The organism is Sphingopyxis sp. C-1 (genome assembly GCF_001047015.1).
Classification (GTDB): domain Bacteria; phylum Pseudomonadota; class Alphaproteobacteria; order Sphingomonadales; family Sphingomonadaceae; genus Sphingopyxis.
Genome location: NZ_BBRO01000002.1, coordinates 911,735 through 925,572, shown reverse-complemented (window position 1 = coordinate 925,572; position 13,838 = coordinate 911,735). Strand labels below are relative to the sequence as shown.

Sequence of the window (13,838 nt, the reverse complement as noted above, 5' to 3'; positions counted from 1 at the left end):
CGGCCATCGGGCATTCTTCTCCTGACGGCGCCGACATATGGTCGGCGCCGCAAGGAGGTTGACGATGAGGCACCGGGTTATACTTGCTGCGACGCTTTTTCTTGGCGCGTGCAGCGGCGGCAAGGACGAGGAATCGGGCCCCGAGGCGACCGCGACGATCGGCCCGTTGCAAAAGGCCGAACGCTCGGCGCCCGCCGAACCCTCCGGCGCGGTGGTCGACGCGGACCTGCCCAAAGCTGCAGACGAAGCACCTGCCAAACCGGACGTTTCGATCAAGGCCGACGGCAAGACGATTCCGCCCGCGATCCGCGGCCGCTGGGCGCTCAAGGTGGCCGACTGCACGGCAAGAAAGGGCACCGATCTCACGGCGCTGACGATTGATGCGACGAACCTGCGCTTCTACGAATCGCACGGCGAACTGGCGCGTGTTCGCCAGAGCGACGCGGTCCGTATCGTCGCCGATTTTCGGTTCAGCGGCGAAGGTGTCGAATGGGATCGCAGGATGCTGCTCGACCTTGACGACGGCGGCAAGACGCTCGTCCGCCGCGACTCCGGCGAGGGTGCCGTGGCGGGCGCGATGCGCTATACGCGCTGCGCCGGATGACGGCTTTTTAGAAAGGGAGACATACGATGGACATTCGCTTGCTCGCAATTGCCGCCGTTCTGCCGCTTGCGGCTTGTACGCAGGAACGGACACCCGTCGAATCGACCCCACCGCCGCCCGAAGCCGAAATGACGTGCAAGGCCGACGCCGCGCAATCCTATGTCGGTCAGACCGCGACCCCCGATCTCGGCGGCGCGATCCTGAAAGCCGCGGGCGCCCGCACACTGCGCTGGGGCCCACCGCGCTCGGCGATGACGATGGATTATCGTGTCGATCGCGTGAACGTCATGTACGACGACGCCTATAAGATCACGCAGGTCACCTGTGGCTGATTCCAGCCGTCGCAACCATAGCTCGGCATCCCCGTTCGAACCCGTCTATGGCTACAGCCGCGCGGTTCGGGTGGGGAACCGCATCGACGTCGCGGGCTGCGCGCCGATCGAGCCCGATGGCAGCTCGACCCCCGGCGACGCCGGGGCACAGGCGGCGCGCTGCATCGCGATCATCGGCGAAGCGCTGGAAGCGCTCGGCGGCAGCTTCGCCGATGTCGTGCGCACGCGCATGTATATCACCGACGCCGCGGACGCCGACCTTGTCGGGCGCGCGCACGGATCGGCATTCAAAAATGTGCGTCCGGCATCGACGATGCTGGTTGTGCCCGCGCTGATCCGTCCCGAATGGAAAGTCGAAATCGAAGCCGAAGCTATTATCGAGAAGTGACCATGACCGACCAGTTCCAGCTTACCGACGACCAGCTTGCCATCCAGGATATGGCGCGCAAATTCACCGCCGACCGCATCACGCCCTTTGCCGCCGAATGGGACGAGAAAAGCCATTATCCCGTCGAGGTGTGGAAGGCCGCGGGCGAGCTCGGCTTCGGCGCCATTTACGTCGCGGAGGAATCGGGCGGCATCGGCCTTGGCCGGCTCGAGGCGGCGCTGATCATGGAGGCGATGGCCTATGGCTGTCCCGCGACCAGCGCCTATGTCTCGATCCACAATATGGCGACCTGGATGATCGACCGCTTCGGCGGGGCCGAGATCAAGGCGCGCTTCTTGCCCGAACTCGTCAGCATGGAAAAAATCGCGAGCTATTGCCTGACCGAACCGGGCTCGGGCTCGGATGCCGCCGCGCTCAAGACGACCGCCAAGAAGGACGGCGACCATTATGTCCTGAACGGCACCAAACAGTTCATCTCGGGCGCGGGCTATAACGACATTTATGTCTGCATGGTCCGTACCTCGGAAGAAAAGTCGAAGGGCATAAGCTGCCTCGTCATCGAAAAGGACACGCCGGGCCTCAGCTTCGGTGCGCCCGAGAAAAAGCTCGGCTGGAACGCTTCCCCCACGGCGCAGGTGATCTTCGAGGATTGCCGCGTGCCGGTGGAAAATCTGGTCGGTGCCGAGGGCGACGGCTTTCGCTTCGCGATGGCGGGGCTCGACGGAGGCCGCCTCAACATCGGCGCCTGCTCCCTGGGCGGCGCACAGCGCTGCCTCGACGAGGCGATCGCCTATAGCAAGGACCGGCAACAGTTCGGGCAGCCGATCGCCGATTTCCAGAACACGCAATTCACCCTCGCCGATATGGCGACCGATCTCGAAGCGTCGCGCGCCTTGCTGTATCTCGCGGCCGCAAAGGTCACCGCGAATGCGCCCGACAAGTCGCGCTTCTCGGCGATGGCGAAGCGGCTCGCGACCGACAATGGCAGCAAGATCGTCAACGACGCGCTCCAGTTGTTCGGCGGCTATGGCTATCTTCGCGACTATCCGATCGAACGTTTCTGGCGCGACCTGCGCGTCCATTCGATCCTCGAAGGCACCAATCAGGTGATGCGGATGATCGTCGGAAGGGACCTGCTGCGCCAATGACCACCAATATAACTGACGATGTCCTGATCTCGACCGACGTCCGCGTCGGCCGCTTGTCGCTCAATCGTCCGAAGGCGATCCATGCGCTGAACCTGCCGATGTGCGACGCGATGATCGACGCTCTCGTGAAATGGCGGGATGACGACGCGGTCGAGGCGGTGATCATCGACCATAGCGAGGGCCGCGGTTTCTGCGCCGGCGGCGACATCCGCATGCTCGCGGAAAGCGGGGCGAAGGACGGCAAGGAAGCGCGCCTGTTCTTCCACACCGAATATCGCCTCAACCATCTGCTCTTCACTTATCCCAAGCCCGTCGTCGCGTTCATGGACGGCATCACGATGGGCGGCGGAGTCGGCATTTCGCAGCCGGCGAAATATCGTGTCGCGACCGAGCACACACGTTTTGCGATGCCGGAAACGGGGATCGGCCTGTTCCCCGACGTCGGCGGCGGCTGGTATCTGCCGCGGCTGGAAGGGCGCGTCGGCGCCTATCTCGCACTCACCGGTGCGCGGCTCGACGGCGCCGAGTGCCTCGCGCTCGGCCTTGCGACCCATTATCTGCCCTCGGAAAAGCTCGCCGACGCGAAGGCGCGGATCGCGGTCGACCCGACCCGCATCGGCGGCATATTGGGTGAACTGTCGGTTACCGCGCCGCCTGCGGCGATCACCCAGCATATCGAACGGATCAACCGCCTGTTCGCGAGCGACACCTATGAGGATATCCTCGGCGCGCTCGAAGCCGATGGCGGCGAATGGGCGATCAAGGAACTCGCGACGCTGCACGGCAAATCGCCGCAGACGTGCAAGGTCGCGCTGCGCCAGCTCAAGGAAGGCGGCGAAATGCACGACTTCGCAGCGCAGATGACGCAGGAATATGCGATCGGCAGCCGCGTTGTCGCGATGCATGATTTCATCGAGGGCGTACGTGCGCTGATCGTCGACAAGGACAACAGCCCGAAGTGGAATCCCCCGACCGCCGAGGCGGTCACCGACGACTGGATCGATGCGATCTTTGCGCCGCTGCCCGAAGCCGAGAAATGGACGCCGCTTAGCTGACCCTTGCCCCCCAACCTTTGTCACCCCGGACCTGGTCCGGGCCCCCGCTTCTTCGACGTCGCAAAGCGGGATGCCGGATCAAGTCCGGCATGACGAAAATCCGGAGATTGCCGAATGACTTACGAAACCCTCCTCGTCGAAACGCGCGGGGCCGTCACCTTGGTGACGCTCAACCGCCCGCAGGCGCTCAATGCGCTGAACTCGGGCGTGCTTGACGATCTGATCGCAGCCTTTGCGGCGTTTGAAGCCGACCCCGGCCAGCGCTGCGCCGTCCTCACCGGTTCGGGCGACAAGGCCTTCGCGGCGGGCGCCGACATCAAGGAAATGGCCGATAAGCCGGCGTCCGATTTCTACCTCGAAGATTTCTTCTCGAAATGGACGAGCGATTTCGTGAAGAAGGTCCGCAAGCCGTGGATCGCCGCGGTGAACGGTTTCGCGCTGGGCGGCGGCTGCGAGCTGGCGATGATGGCCGACTTCATCATCGCGTCGGACAAGGCGAAGTTCGGCCAGCCCGAAATCAAGCTTGGCGTCGCGCCGGGCATGGGCGGGTCGCAGCGACTGACGCGCGCGATCGGCAAGGCGAAGGCAATGGAGATGTGCCTCACGGGCCGAATGATGGATGCCGCCGAGGCCGAGCGTTCGGGCCTCGTCGCCCGCGTCGTCGAACATGCGGCGCTGGTCGATGAAGCGGTGAAGACCGCGACGACGATTGCCGCAATGCCGCCGATGGCCGCGATGGTGAACAAGGACATGGTCAACGCCGCGTTCGAAACGACGCTTGACCAAGGGCTGATCTACGAACGCCGCCTGTTCCAGATTCTCGCCGCGACCGAAGACAAGGCAGAAGGAATGGCCGCCTTCATCGAAAAGCGCGAAGGCGTGTGGAAGGGTCGCTGACATGAAAATCGCATTTATCGGGCTCGGCAATATGGGCGGCGGCATGGCCGCAAATCTGGCGAAGGCGGGCCATGAGGTGCGCGCCTTCGACCTCAGCGGAGAAGCGCTCGCGCGCGCCGTCGAAGCTGGCTGTTCGCGTGCCGCGTCGACAGCCGAAGCCGTGACCGGCGCCGAGGCCGTGGTGACGATGCTCCCCGCGGGCAAGCATGTCGCGTCGGTCTATGAAAGCGACGTCTTTCCGAATGCCGGGCCGGGCACCTTGCTCCTCGACTGCTCGACGATCGACGTTGCGACCGCGCGCTCGAATATCGAAGCCGCGACTGCCAAGGGCCTGGTCGCGGTCGATGCGCCGGTGTCGGGCGGCATCGCGGCCGCCAATGCGGGCACGCTGACCTTCATGGTCGGCGGCACCGACGAAGGCTTTGCGCGCGCCGAACCGATCCTCGCCAAAATGGGCAAGGCGGTGATTCACGCCGGCGACGCGGGCGCGGGGCAGGGCGCGAAAATCTGCAACAATATGCTGCTCGGCGCATCGATGGTCGCAACGTGCGAGACGCTGGCGCTGGCGCAGAAGCTCGGGCTCGACCCGCAGAAATTCTTCGACATTGCGAGCGTGTCGTCGGGGCAGTGCTGGTCGCTGACCAGCTATGCGCCGCTGCCCGGCGTCGGTCCGACGACCCCCGCCGACAATGGTTACAAGGGTGGGTTCGCCGCGGCCTTGATGCTCAAGGATCTGCGCCTCGCGATGGAAGCGGCGGCGAGCGTCGATGCCGACGTGCCGATGGGGGCGAAAGCGCGCGAACTGTACGAAGCCTTTGTCGAAGCCGACAAGGACGGCCGCGACTTTTCGGCGATCATCCAGACGCTGCAAGCCTAACCGGGCGTAAAATTCCGTTCGAACTCAAGACTGTTCCCCGGCGAAAGCCGGGGCCCAGAAGGCACGGCGCGACCTCGCATGGGCCCCGGCTTTCGCCGGGGAACAGCATATTGCTTCGCAAAGGAATAGATTCCGATGCGAAAGCGGGCGCTTGATCAGTAAAAATCCGCCGTTTCGCCGCCATCGCGGCGTTCGGTGCGATGCACTTGCGTAGGGGCGCCACGCTGACCGGTGCGGACTTCGATCCGTCCATCGACGCGCCGTATCTCAGCAGGCGCCAAAATGCGTGCCCGTGCCACCGCAACAGCGGTGACCTGCGGTGCCACGGGCGCGGCGGCCGGAGCGGTGCCGGCAAGCAGAAGGACGGCGAGGGCGGACATGGCGTTCATGCTCTGCCCTAACGGCAGGTCTTGCCAGCGCTTTAACCCTGAATCGCAAGTTTCCGGTCGCACCTGCGATGGTGCGAAGGCAAAAGAAAGGCCGCCTGCCCCGCGTCGGGACAAGCGGCCATATCTTCGTAAGCGAAATTGGGTTTAGAAACCCGACTTCGCGTCTGCCTTTTCCTTCAGCAGCGGCGCGATGGTAAATCCATGCTTCTCGAGCGCCGCGACGATCTTGTCGGTGCCTTCAAGCCCCGCCCAGAACATCGGGCCGCCGCGATACACCGGCCAGCCATAGCCATAGATCCAGACGACATCGATGTCCGACGCGCGCTGCGCCTTGCCTTCGGCGAGGATCAGAGCGCCTTCGTTGACCATCGGATACAGCGTGCGCTCGATGATCTCCTGATCGGTGATCTCCCGCTTTTCGACTCCCGCCTTCTTGCGGAACTCTTCGATGATCTCGGCGACGCGCGGGCTTTCCGACGGATTGCGCTTGTCGTCATAGTCATAGAAGCCTGCCTGCTTCTTCTGGCCCCAGCGGCCCTCGGCGGCGAGCGCGTCGCGGATGCTTTCGATCCGGTTCGGGTCGCGGTGCCAGCCGATGTCGACCCCGGCAAGGTCGCTCATCTGGAACGGGCCCATCGGCATGCCGAATTCGACATGGACCTTGTCGACCTGTGCCGGCGTCGCGCCTTCGAGCAGCAGCTTCATCGCTTCGAACTGGCGCGGCTTCAGCATGCGGTTGCCGATAAAGCCGTCGCAAACGCCCGCGACCACGGCGACCTTGCCGATCTTCTTGCCGATCGCCATCGCGGTGGCCAGCGCGTCGGGTGCGGTCTTTTCACCGCGCACGACCTCGAGCAGTTTCATCACATTGGCGGGCGAGAAGAAGTGCATGCCGAGCACGTCGCCGGGGCGGCTCGTCGCGGTCGCGATTTCATCGACATCGAGATAGCTGGTGTTCGACGCAAGGATGGCGCCGGGCTTGGCGATCTTGTCGAGCTTGCCGAAGATGTCCTTCTTGACGTCCATATTCTCATAGACCGCCTCGATGATCAGGTCGCAATCGGCCAGATCGTCAAGGCTGAGGCTTGGCGTCAGCAGGCCCATCATCTGGTCGACCTGCTCAGGCTTGAAGCGGCCCTTCGCGGCCGAGGCGTCGTAATTCTTGCGGATCACGCCGACGCCGCGGTCGAGTGCGTCCTGTGCCATCTCGACGATCGTGACGGGGATGCCCTTCTGCAGGAAGTTCATCGAAATACCGCCGCCCATCGTGCCGGCGCCGATCACGCCGACTTTCTTGATGTCGCGCAGCTGCGTGTCCTTGGGCAGGCCGTCGATCTTTGCGGCCTGACGTTCGGCGAAGAAGATGTGGCGTTGGGCGGCCGACTGGCTGCCGAACATCAGCTTCATGAACTGCTCGCGCTCGAACGCCAGCCCTTCTTCGAAGGGCAGGCGCGTCGCGGCTTCGACGCAGGCGAGGTTGGCGTAAGGCGCCTCGAACCCGCGCCAGCGCTTGGCGTTAGCCGTCTTGAGCTGTTCGATCACCGCGACATCGCCGAACACCGGGCGTTCGCGCGTCGGACGCGGACCGTCGGCGATCTTCGCGCGCGCAAAGGCGATGGCGTCGGCGGCAAGGCTGTCTTCGCCCGCCAACTCGTCGACCAGGCCGAGTTCCTTCGCCTTCGCGGCGGGCAGCGGATCGCCGGTCGAGGTCATCGTCGCGGCGGCTTCGACCCCGACGACGCGCGGCAGGCGCTGCGTGCCGCCTGCACCGGGCAACAGGCCGAGCTTCACTTCGGGGACGCCGAGCTTCGCCGAGGGCACCGCGACGCGGTAATGGCAGACAAGAGCCGTCTCCAGCCCGCCGCCCAGTGCGGTGCCGTGAATCGCGGCGACCACCGGCTTCGATGCGGCTTCGATGCTGTTGAGCACGGCGTTGAAATCGGGGCCGCGCGGCGGCTTGCCGAATTCGCTGATGTCGGCGCCCGCGATGAAGGTGCCGCCGGCGCAGCGCAGCACGATCGCCTCGACGCTGTCATCGGCCAGCGCCGCGCCGAAATGATCTTCGAGGCCCTGGCGGACGTGCCAGCTCAGCGCGTTGACGGGCGGATTGTTGACGATGATGACGGCGACATTGCCGTCCTTTTCCAGCGTGACGCTGACGGGGGTTTCTTCGGACATGGGAGACTCCTTCAATCTTGAGCCCGTCCGCGCGCGGCGAACGGAAAACGGTGTTGCAATTTCAATCGTCGATCGCGGCGTGGACCAGGGTCTTGACCTCGCGCCGCACGGGATAGGTGGAGGAGGGCATGAGCTGGGTCATGAAGACCATGCAAATCTCTTCGACCGGATCGACAAAAAAGCCGGTCGAGAACATGCCGCCCCAATAATAATCGCCGGTCGAGCCCGGAATGCCGGCGGCGGCCGGGTCGAGGGTCACTGCGAATCCGAGCCCGAAACCCACTCCGGCATTCTCATCCTCGGAAAAGATGCCGACGCTGTGCTGTGTCAGGTCGCCGCCGCCGGGCAGATGGTTCGATGTCATCAGGTCGAGCGTTTTGCGGCTGATGATCCGCGTATCGCCAAGCTTGCCGCCGCCGAGCAGCGTCAGACAGAAGCGGTGATAATCGTGGAGCGTCGAGGCGAGCCCGCCGCCGCCCGAATGAAAGCTGCGATCCTTCGCCCAGCGGCTCTTGGCCCCGCTGTCGAAATCCTGTTTCACCTCTTTGGGATGGAAGGCATAGGCATCGGCCAGTCGGTGTTGCTGGTCGGCGGGCACCTTGAAGCCGGTGTCGACCATGCCGAGCGGGCCAAAGATGCGCTCCTGCAACACCTGCGCGAACGGCTTGCCCTCGATGCGCTCGATCACCGCGCCGAGCACGTCGGTCGCCATCGAATAATTCCAGTGCGCGCCGGGGTCGAACTGCAACGGAATCTTCGCCAGATCGGCAATGAAGCTGTCCATCGTGTAATCGGCGTCGAAATCGTCGATCCGCGCCTTGCGATATGCCGCATCGACCGGGGTGCGTTCCTGAAAGCCATAGGTCAGCCCCGCGGTATGGCGCAGCAGGTCGACCATGCGGATCGGCTGCGTCGGCGGACGCGTCAGAAATGGGACATTGCCGCCGCCCGCGACGAAGACGCCGGTATCGTTGAACTCCGGGCAGAATTTCGCGAGCGGGGTCGACAGCGCGACCTTGCCTTCCTCGACCAGCATCATGAAGGCGACGCTGGTGATCGGCTTGGTCATGCTCGCGATGCGGAAGATCGCATCCTCTTTCAGCGCCTCGCCCGGCCGCGCTTCGCCGATGACCGACTGGTGCGCGATCTCGCCGCGGCGCGACACCAAAGTCGCGGCGTGCGGCAGGCGACCGGGACCCACATATTTGGCCTCGAGGAAGGCGGGGATGCGATCGAGCCGCGCCGTGTTGAACCCATGTGCTACCATATGATGACCTCTTTCAGGATCGCGTCGGCTTCGGCGAGCAAGGCCGGATCGATCGTCAGATCGCCCGCGACGACCGTTTCCTTAAGCTGCGCCGGGTTGCGCGCGCCGATGATCGCGCTGGTGATCCCTGGCTGGGCGAGCACCCACGCGATCGCGAACTGCGCCATGCTGCATCCCGCACGCGCCGCGACGGGTGCCAGCTTCTGCACCGCTTCGAGAACCGGATCGGTCAGGAAATGGCGCATATAATGCGCATCGTCGCTCGTCGCGCGGCTGTCGTTGGGCGGCGCGGCGCCGGGCTTATATTTGCCGCTGAGCACGCCCTGCGCCATCGGCGACCATACGATCTGACCGATGCCGTTTTCGATGCACAGCGGAAAGACGCTCGGTTCGTGCTTGCGATAGAGCATCGAATATTGCGGCTGGCTCGACGTGAATTTGACGTTCGGGGGGACGAGGTCGAGTGCGCCTTGTATCTGTTCGGCGGTCCATTCGGAAAAGCCGATCGCGCGCGCCTTGCCGCTGCGGACCACCTCCGACAACGCTTCCATCGTTTCCTCGATCGGCGTGTCATTGTCATAGCGGTGGCATTGATACAGGTCGACATAATCGGTGCGGAGCCGTTTCAGGCTCGCGTCGATCTGCTTCGCGACCTGCGGTGCCGACAGGCCACGGTCGGTTTCGGTCATCGGAAAGAACAGCTTGGTCGCGAGAACATAGGAATCGCGCGGACGATCCTTCAGCGCCCGTCCCAGAAATTCCTCGGCGGCACCGGTGCCATAGATATTCGCGGTATCGATGAAATTGATGCCCGAATCGAACGCCGCATCGACGCACGCGCGGCCTTCGCTATCATCGACGCCGACGCCATAGGTCAGCCAACTGCCAAGGCAGATCGCCGACACCTTGATTCCGCTGTCTCCGAGTTCCCGATATTGCAAGTTTCGTCTCCGTCAGTGCGATGTCTGCCCCAATAGCTGGCGCGTGACCGGATGCGAACTTGTCAGACCGCCGTCGACGGCAATAGCCTGTCCATTGATATAGCTTGCCTGGTCGCTCGCAAGGAACAGCGCGACATTGGCGAGTTCCTCGGGCTGCGCCGCACGGCGGAGCGGGTTGAGCTGGCCGAGCTTGTGCGTCACCTCTTTCGCCTTGGCATAATCGAAGGTCGGTTTGGTCATCCCGGTTTCGGTGAGGCCGGGGCACACCGCGTTGACGCGCACGCCGCTCGTCGACAATTGCTGTGCCGCGACCTTGGCGAGATTGATAACGCCCGCCTTCGACGCCGAGTAGGCGCCGGGGCCCGCGCCGGAGTTCAGGCCCGCGACGCTCGCGGTCAGCACGATCGCGCCGCCACGACCCTGATCGACCATCGCCTTGCCGGCGTGCTTCACCATCAGCGCGGGGCCGATCAGGTTGACGCGCAGCGTTTCGGCCCAGGCGGCGGGGTCGAAATCGAAGATTCCCCCCATGTCGCCGATGATCCCGGCATTGGCGAACGCAACGTCGAGCCCGCCGAAATTCTCTTTTGCGGCCGCGACGAGCGAAGCTACGTCTGCTTCGATCCCGGCGTCGATCTCCAGCGCTATCACCTCGCCGCCGGCATCCTTCACCAGCTTCGCCGTGTCGTGCACCGCTGCCGTCTTGTCGCCGATGACGAGTTTCGCGCCCTCGGCGGCGAAGCGCAGCGCGCTCGCGCGGCCGATGCCGCTGCCCGCACCGGTAATGATCGCAACCTTGCCGTCCAATGCGCCCATCATGCGCCTCCCGAAATCGTGGCTCCGCCATCGCACACGATGGTCTGGCCGGTGGTGAATGCTCCCGCCTTGCTGGCGAGGAAGACCGCAGCGCCCGCGATCTCGTGCGGTTCGCCGATCCGCTTTAGCGTCGAAGCGGCCGTCGATCGTTTGAGATTCTCCGGATTTTCCCACAATGCGCGCGCCATGTCGGTGCGGATCAGGCCGGGCGCGATGCAATTGACGCGCACCCCGCGCGGTCCGAACTCGACCGAGAAATTTCGCGCGACCTGCATGTCGGCGGCCTTCGAAATCCCATAGGCACCGATGATCGGCGATCCCTTGAGCCCACCGATCGAGCTGATGATGGTGATCGAACCCTCGCCACGTTCGAGCATTTCGGGCGCGACCATCGTGATCAGCCAGTGGTTGGACAGGATATTATTGTCCATGATCTTGCGAAACTGGTCGTCGCTGATCCCAAGGCCGGGGCCATAATAGGGGTTGGACGCGGCGTTGCAGACCAGCGCGGTGATCTTGCCAAAGGTTGCGCGCGCCTCGTCCACCAGATTCTGAAGATCGTCTTTCGAAGAGATGTTCGCGGCAATCGCGATCGCGGTGCCTTCGCCGAACTTCGCATTGATCTCGGCCGCCGCCTGGTCGCACGCATCCTGCTTGCGGCTCGAAATCACGACCTTCGCACCCTGTTCGGCCATGGCCTCGGCCGTCGCCCTGCCGATACCGCGCGACGATCCGGTGATCAAAGCCACCTGGCCGCTCATGTCGAACAGGCTCATGCGCCGGCTTTCTTCGCGAATTCCCACGCTTTCTCGGCGAGCGGACGGACGCGTTCGGACATATCCTTGGCGTGCTGCGACGAGGCGGTTCCCTCGATCACGCGCTTCTTGATGCCCTGGATGATGCCCGCGAGGCGGAAGAAATTATAGGCGAAATACCAGTTCATGTCGGGCACGCCATCGCGGCCGGTGGCGGCGCAATAACGTTCGACCATCTCGTCGAGCTCGGGGATGCCGAGCGCCTTGCGATCAAGGTCGGAAACGCCGGAGCGCCCGCCATTCTCGGTGACCCACGCCATGGCGACATAGGTGAAATCGGCGAGCGGATCGCCCAGCGTCGACAATTCCCAGTCGAGCACCGCGAGCACTTCGGGCCGGTCCTTGGCAAAGATCATATTGTCGATGCGATAATCGCCATGGACGACGCTGGTGCGCGTCTGTTCAGGCAAGGTGGCGGGCAGCCATTCGATCAGCCGCTCCATCTCGTCCATCGTTTCGGTTTCGGCGAGGCGATATTGCTTGGTCCAGCGATCGACTTGACGACCGAAATAATTGCCGGGCTTGCCGAAATCGGACAGCCCCGCCGCTTCGACATCGACCGCATGTAGCGCGGCGAGAGTGTCGATCATCGCCTCATAGGTCGCGCGGCGGTTTTCGGGGGTCGACCCCGGCATCGCGCCGTCCCAGATCGTATGGCCGTCGACCATCCCCATCACATAGAACCAGCTGCCGGTGACGCTGTCATCGGTGCAAAGCCCATATTGGCGCGCGACGGGGAAGCCCGCCTTATACAGTCCCGCCTGCACCTTATATTCGCGGTCGACCGCATGCGCCGAGGGAAGCAACTGGCCATAGGGTTTGCGCCGCAGGACATAATTGCCCGACGGCGCGCTGATCTTGTACGTCGGGTTCGACTGGCCGCCGGCGAATTTATGCTGGGTCAGCGGACCTTCGAAACCTTCTACATTGGCTTCCATCCACGCGGTCAGCTTCGCCTCGTCGAGCACATCGGCGCCCTCGGGCGCGACGGTGCCGCTGAACGCCTTTTGCGCGTCGAGCGTCATTGGTCGAATACGATCACCGACCGTGCGGCGTCGCCCTTCCTCATCTTGTCGAACCCTTCGTTGACCTTCGCGAGCGGGATCGTCTCGGCGACGATCGAGTCGAGGTCGAGCAGGCCGCGGAGATAAAAATCGACGAGGCGCGGAATGTCGACCGGGAAGCGGTTGCCCCCCATGATCGCGCCCTGCAATTTCTTGCCCGACAGCAGGTCCATCGCGCTCAGCCCGACCTTCTCGGACAGGGGCATCATGCCAAGGATCGTCGCGGTGCCGCCGCGGCGCAGCGAAGCGACCGCTAGGCTTGCCGACGCAGGCCGCCCGACGGCTTCGATCGCATGGTCGACGCCGCCCTTGGTCAGCTCCAGAATTTGCTTCGCGGCATCGTCGGCGAGTGCGTCGACGACGTCGGTCGCGCCGAGCTTGACCGCCAGCGCCCGCTTTTCGGGAACCGGGTCGGCGGCGATGATGCGCCCCGCGCCCGCGATCTTCGCGGCGTTGATCGTCGCGAGCCCCACGCCGCCGCAACCGACGACGGCGACGGTTTCACCCGGCGTCACCTTGCACGCGTTGAAGATCGTGCCCGCGCCCGTCGTCACTGCGCAGCCGATGACGGCGGCGCGGTCGAGCGGCATTTCGGGGTCGATCGCGACGCAGGCATGTTCGTGGACGAGCATCGTCTCCGAAAAGGCCGAAAGGTTGAGCATCTGGTTCACCGGCGACCCGTCGGGACGCGTGATCCGCGGTGCCGATCCGGCGGCCCGGCGCGTGTCGCCGCCCATGCACAATGACATCCGCCCGCTGACGCAAAACTCGCAATGCCCGCAGAATGCCGACAGGCAGGTGACGACCGCGTCGCCGACCTTGACCGTGCGAACTTCGCTGCCGACCGCCTCGACGATGCCCGCGGCTTCATGGCCGGGGATGGCGGGGAGGGGGTGCGGATAGGCGCCGTCGATGAAATGCAGGTCCGAATGGCAGAGCCCGCATGCGGCGGTGCGGATGCGCACCTCATGCGGACCGCAGTCGGCGACGACGACATCCTCGATCGACAGCGGCTTGCCCGGCTCGATCAGAATCGCGGCTTTGGTCACAATATCTCTCCGGTTCTG

14 protein-coding genes and 1 pseudogene are annotated in these 13,838 nt (G+C 64.3%); 7 read left to right on the top strand and 8 right to left on the bottom strand.

Going from position 1 to position 13,838, the window contains the following annotated elements; all coding sequences use genetic code 11:
* The first annotated feature begins 64 nt into the window (after positions 1–64).
* The 7 genes and pseudogenes from SC1_RS19055 to mmsB all read left to right on the top strand — a co-directional run.
* Positions 65–604 carry a hypothetical protein gene (locus SC1_RS19055; protein WP_062186030.1) on the top strand — a complete coding sequence of 180 codons (540 nt, stop codon included), beginning with the start codon at positions 65–67 and terminating at the stop codon, positions 602–604.
* Positions 605–630: 26 nt separating this feature from the next.
* Positions 631–936, top strand: a complete 306-nt coding sequence (locus SC1_RS19050; RefSeq protein ID WP_062186028.1) for an I78 family peptidase inhibitor — start codon at positions 631–633, stop codon at positions 934–936.
* The gene (locus SC1_RS19045) at positions 929–1,324 is read left to right on the top strand and encodes a RidA family protein (RefSeq protein ID WP_062186026.1); all 396 of its coding nucleotides are present in this window, start codon (positions 929–931) and stop codon (positions 1,322–1,324) included. Before SC1_RS19050 ends, SC1_RS19045 begins: the two co-directional genes overlap by 8 nt.
* A gap of 2 nt (positions 1,325–1,326) precedes the next feature.
* Positions 1,327–2,472: an acyl-CoA dehydrogenase family protein gene (locus tag SC1_RS19040; protein ID WP_062186023.1), complete on the top strand. Its 1,146-nt coding sequence runs from the start codon at positions 1,327–1,329 to the stop codon at positions 2,470–2,472.
* Positions 2,469–3,527, top strand: coding sequence for an enoyl-CoA hydratase/isomerase family protein (locus tag SC1_RS19035; RefSeq protein ID WP_062186021.1), 1,059 nt, complete (start codon positions 2,469–2,471; stop codon positions 3,525–3,527). The genes SC1_RS19040 and SC1_RS19035 overlap by 4 nt, the downstream gene beginning before the upstream one ends.
* 114 nt (positions 3,528–3,641) lie before the next feature.
* The gene (locus SC1_RS19030; protein ID WP_062186019.1) at positions 3,642–4,424 is read left to right on the top strand and encodes an enoyl-CoA hydratase-related protein; all 783 of its coding nucleotides are present in this window, start codon (positions 3,642–3,644) and stop codon (positions 4,422–4,424) included.
* Positions 4,420–5,301, top strand: a pseudogene (mmsB, locus tag SC1_RS19025) (3-hydroxyisobutyrate dehydrogenase); the annotation flags it as partial. The gene SC1_RS19030 and the pseudogene mmsB, both read left to right, overlap by 5 nt.
* A gap of 155 nt (positions 5,302–5,456) precedes the next feature.
* Here the strand turns inward: mmsB and SC1_RS19020 are convergent.
* From SC1_RS19020 to SC1_RS18985, 8 genes are all read right to left on the bottom strand, one after another.
* Complete coding sequence (locus SC1_RS19020; RefSeq protein ID WP_238586783.1) at positions 5,457–5,681, bottom strand: hypothetical protein; 225 nt, start codon at positions 5,679–5,681, stop codon at positions 5,457–5,459.
* A gap of 153 nt (positions 5,682–5,834) precedes the next feature.
* Complete coding sequence (locus tag SC1_RS19015; RefSeq protein ID WP_062186013.1) at positions 5,835–7,868, bottom strand: 3-hydroxyacyl-CoA dehydrogenase NAD-binding domain-containing protein; 2,034 nt, start codon at positions 7,866–7,868, stop codon at positions 5,835–5,837.
* A gap of 61 nt (positions 7,869–7,929) precedes the next feature.
* Complete coding sequence (locus tag SC1_RS19010; RefSeq protein ID WP_062186011.1) at positions 7,930–9,135, bottom strand: serine hydrolase; 1,206 nt, start codon at positions 9,133–9,135, stop codon at positions 7,930–7,932.
* The gene (locus tag SC1_RS19005) at positions 9,129–10,076 is read right to left on the bottom strand and encodes an aldo/keto reductase family protein (RefSeq protein ID WP_062186009.1); all 948 of its coding nucleotides are present in this window, start codon (positions 10,074–10,076) and stop codon (positions 9,129–9,131) included. The genes SC1_RS19010 and SC1_RS19005 overlap by 7 nt, the downstream gene beginning before the upstream one ends.
* A 12-nt stretch (positions 10,077–10,088) precedes the next feature.
* Positions 10,089–10,892, bottom strand: a complete 804-nt coding sequence (locus tag SC1_RS19000) for an SDR family NAD(P)-dependent oxidoreductase (protein WP_062187004.1) — start codon at positions 10,890–10,892, stop codon at positions 10,089–10,091.
* A complete protein-coding gene (locus tag SC1_RS18995; protein ID WP_062186006.1) occupies positions 10,892–11,668 on the bottom strand; it encodes an SDR family NAD(P)-dependent oxidoreductase in 777 nt (258 codons plus the stop codon). Before SC1_RS18995 ends, SC1_RS19000 begins: the two co-directional genes overlap by 1 nt.
* Positions 11,665–12,732, bottom strand: a complete 1,068-nt coding sequence (locus SC1_RS18990; protein ID WP_062186004.1) for a phosphotransferase family protein — start codon at positions 12,730–12,732, stop codon at positions 11,665–11,667. The genes SC1_RS18995 and SC1_RS18990 overlap by 4 nt, the downstream gene beginning before the upstream one ends.
* Positions 12,729–13,820 (bottom strand): Zn-dependent alcohol dehydrogenase, encoded by a 1,092-nt coding sequence (locus SC1_RS18985; RefSeq protein ID WP_062186002.1) that lies wholly within the window; start codon positions 13,818–13,820, stop codon positions 12,729–12,731. Before SC1_RS18985 ends, SC1_RS18990 begins: the two co-directional genes overlap by 4 nt.
* Between the last annotated feature and the right edge of the window lie 18 nt (positions 13,821–13,838).

Coding starts and splice junctions, on each gene's coding strand:
- SC1_RS19000 (WP_062187004.1), bottom strand. CDS start 10,892: ATGGGCGCATTGGACGGCAAGGTTGCGATCATTACCGGTGCGGGCAGC.
- SC1_RS19015 (WP_062186013.1), bottom strand. CDS start 7,868: ATGTCCGAAGAAACCCCCGTCAGCGTCACGCTGGAAAAGGACGGCAAT.
- SC1_RS19020 (WP_238586783.1), bottom strand. CDS start 5,681: ATGTCCGCCCTCGCCGTCCTTCTGCTTGCCGGCACCGCTCCGGCCGCC.
- SC1_RS19050 (WP_062186028.1), top strand. CDS start 631: ATGGACATTCGCTTGCTCGCAATTGCCGCCGTTCTGCCGCTTGCGGCT.
- SC1_RS19030 (WP_062186019.1), top strand. CDS start 3,642: ATGACTTACGAAACCCTCCTCGTCGAAACGCGCGGGGCCGTCACCTTG.
- SC1_RS18990 (WP_062186004.1), bottom strand. CDS start 12,732: ATGACGCTCGACGCGCAAAAGGCGTTCAGCGGCACCGTCGCGCCCGAG.
- SC1_RS18995 (WP_062186006.1), bottom strand. CDS start 11,668: ATGAGCCTGTTCGACATGAGCGGCCAGGTGGCTTTGATCACCGGATCG.
- SC1_RS19010 (WP_062186011.1), bottom strand. CDS start 9,135: ATGGTAGCACATGGGTTCAACACGGCGCGGCTCGATCGCATCCCCGCC.
- SC1_RS19035 (WP_062186021.1), top strand. CDS start 2,469: ATGACCACCAATATAACTGACGATGTCCTGATCTCGACCGACGTCCGC.
- SC1_RS19055 (WP_062186030.1), top strand. CDS start 65: ATGAGGCACCGGGTTATACTTGCTGCGACGCTTTTTCTTGGCGCGTGC.
- SC1_RS19040 (WP_062186023.1), top strand. CDS start 1,327: ATGACCGACCAGTTCCAGCTTACCGACGACCAGCTTGCCATCCAGGAT.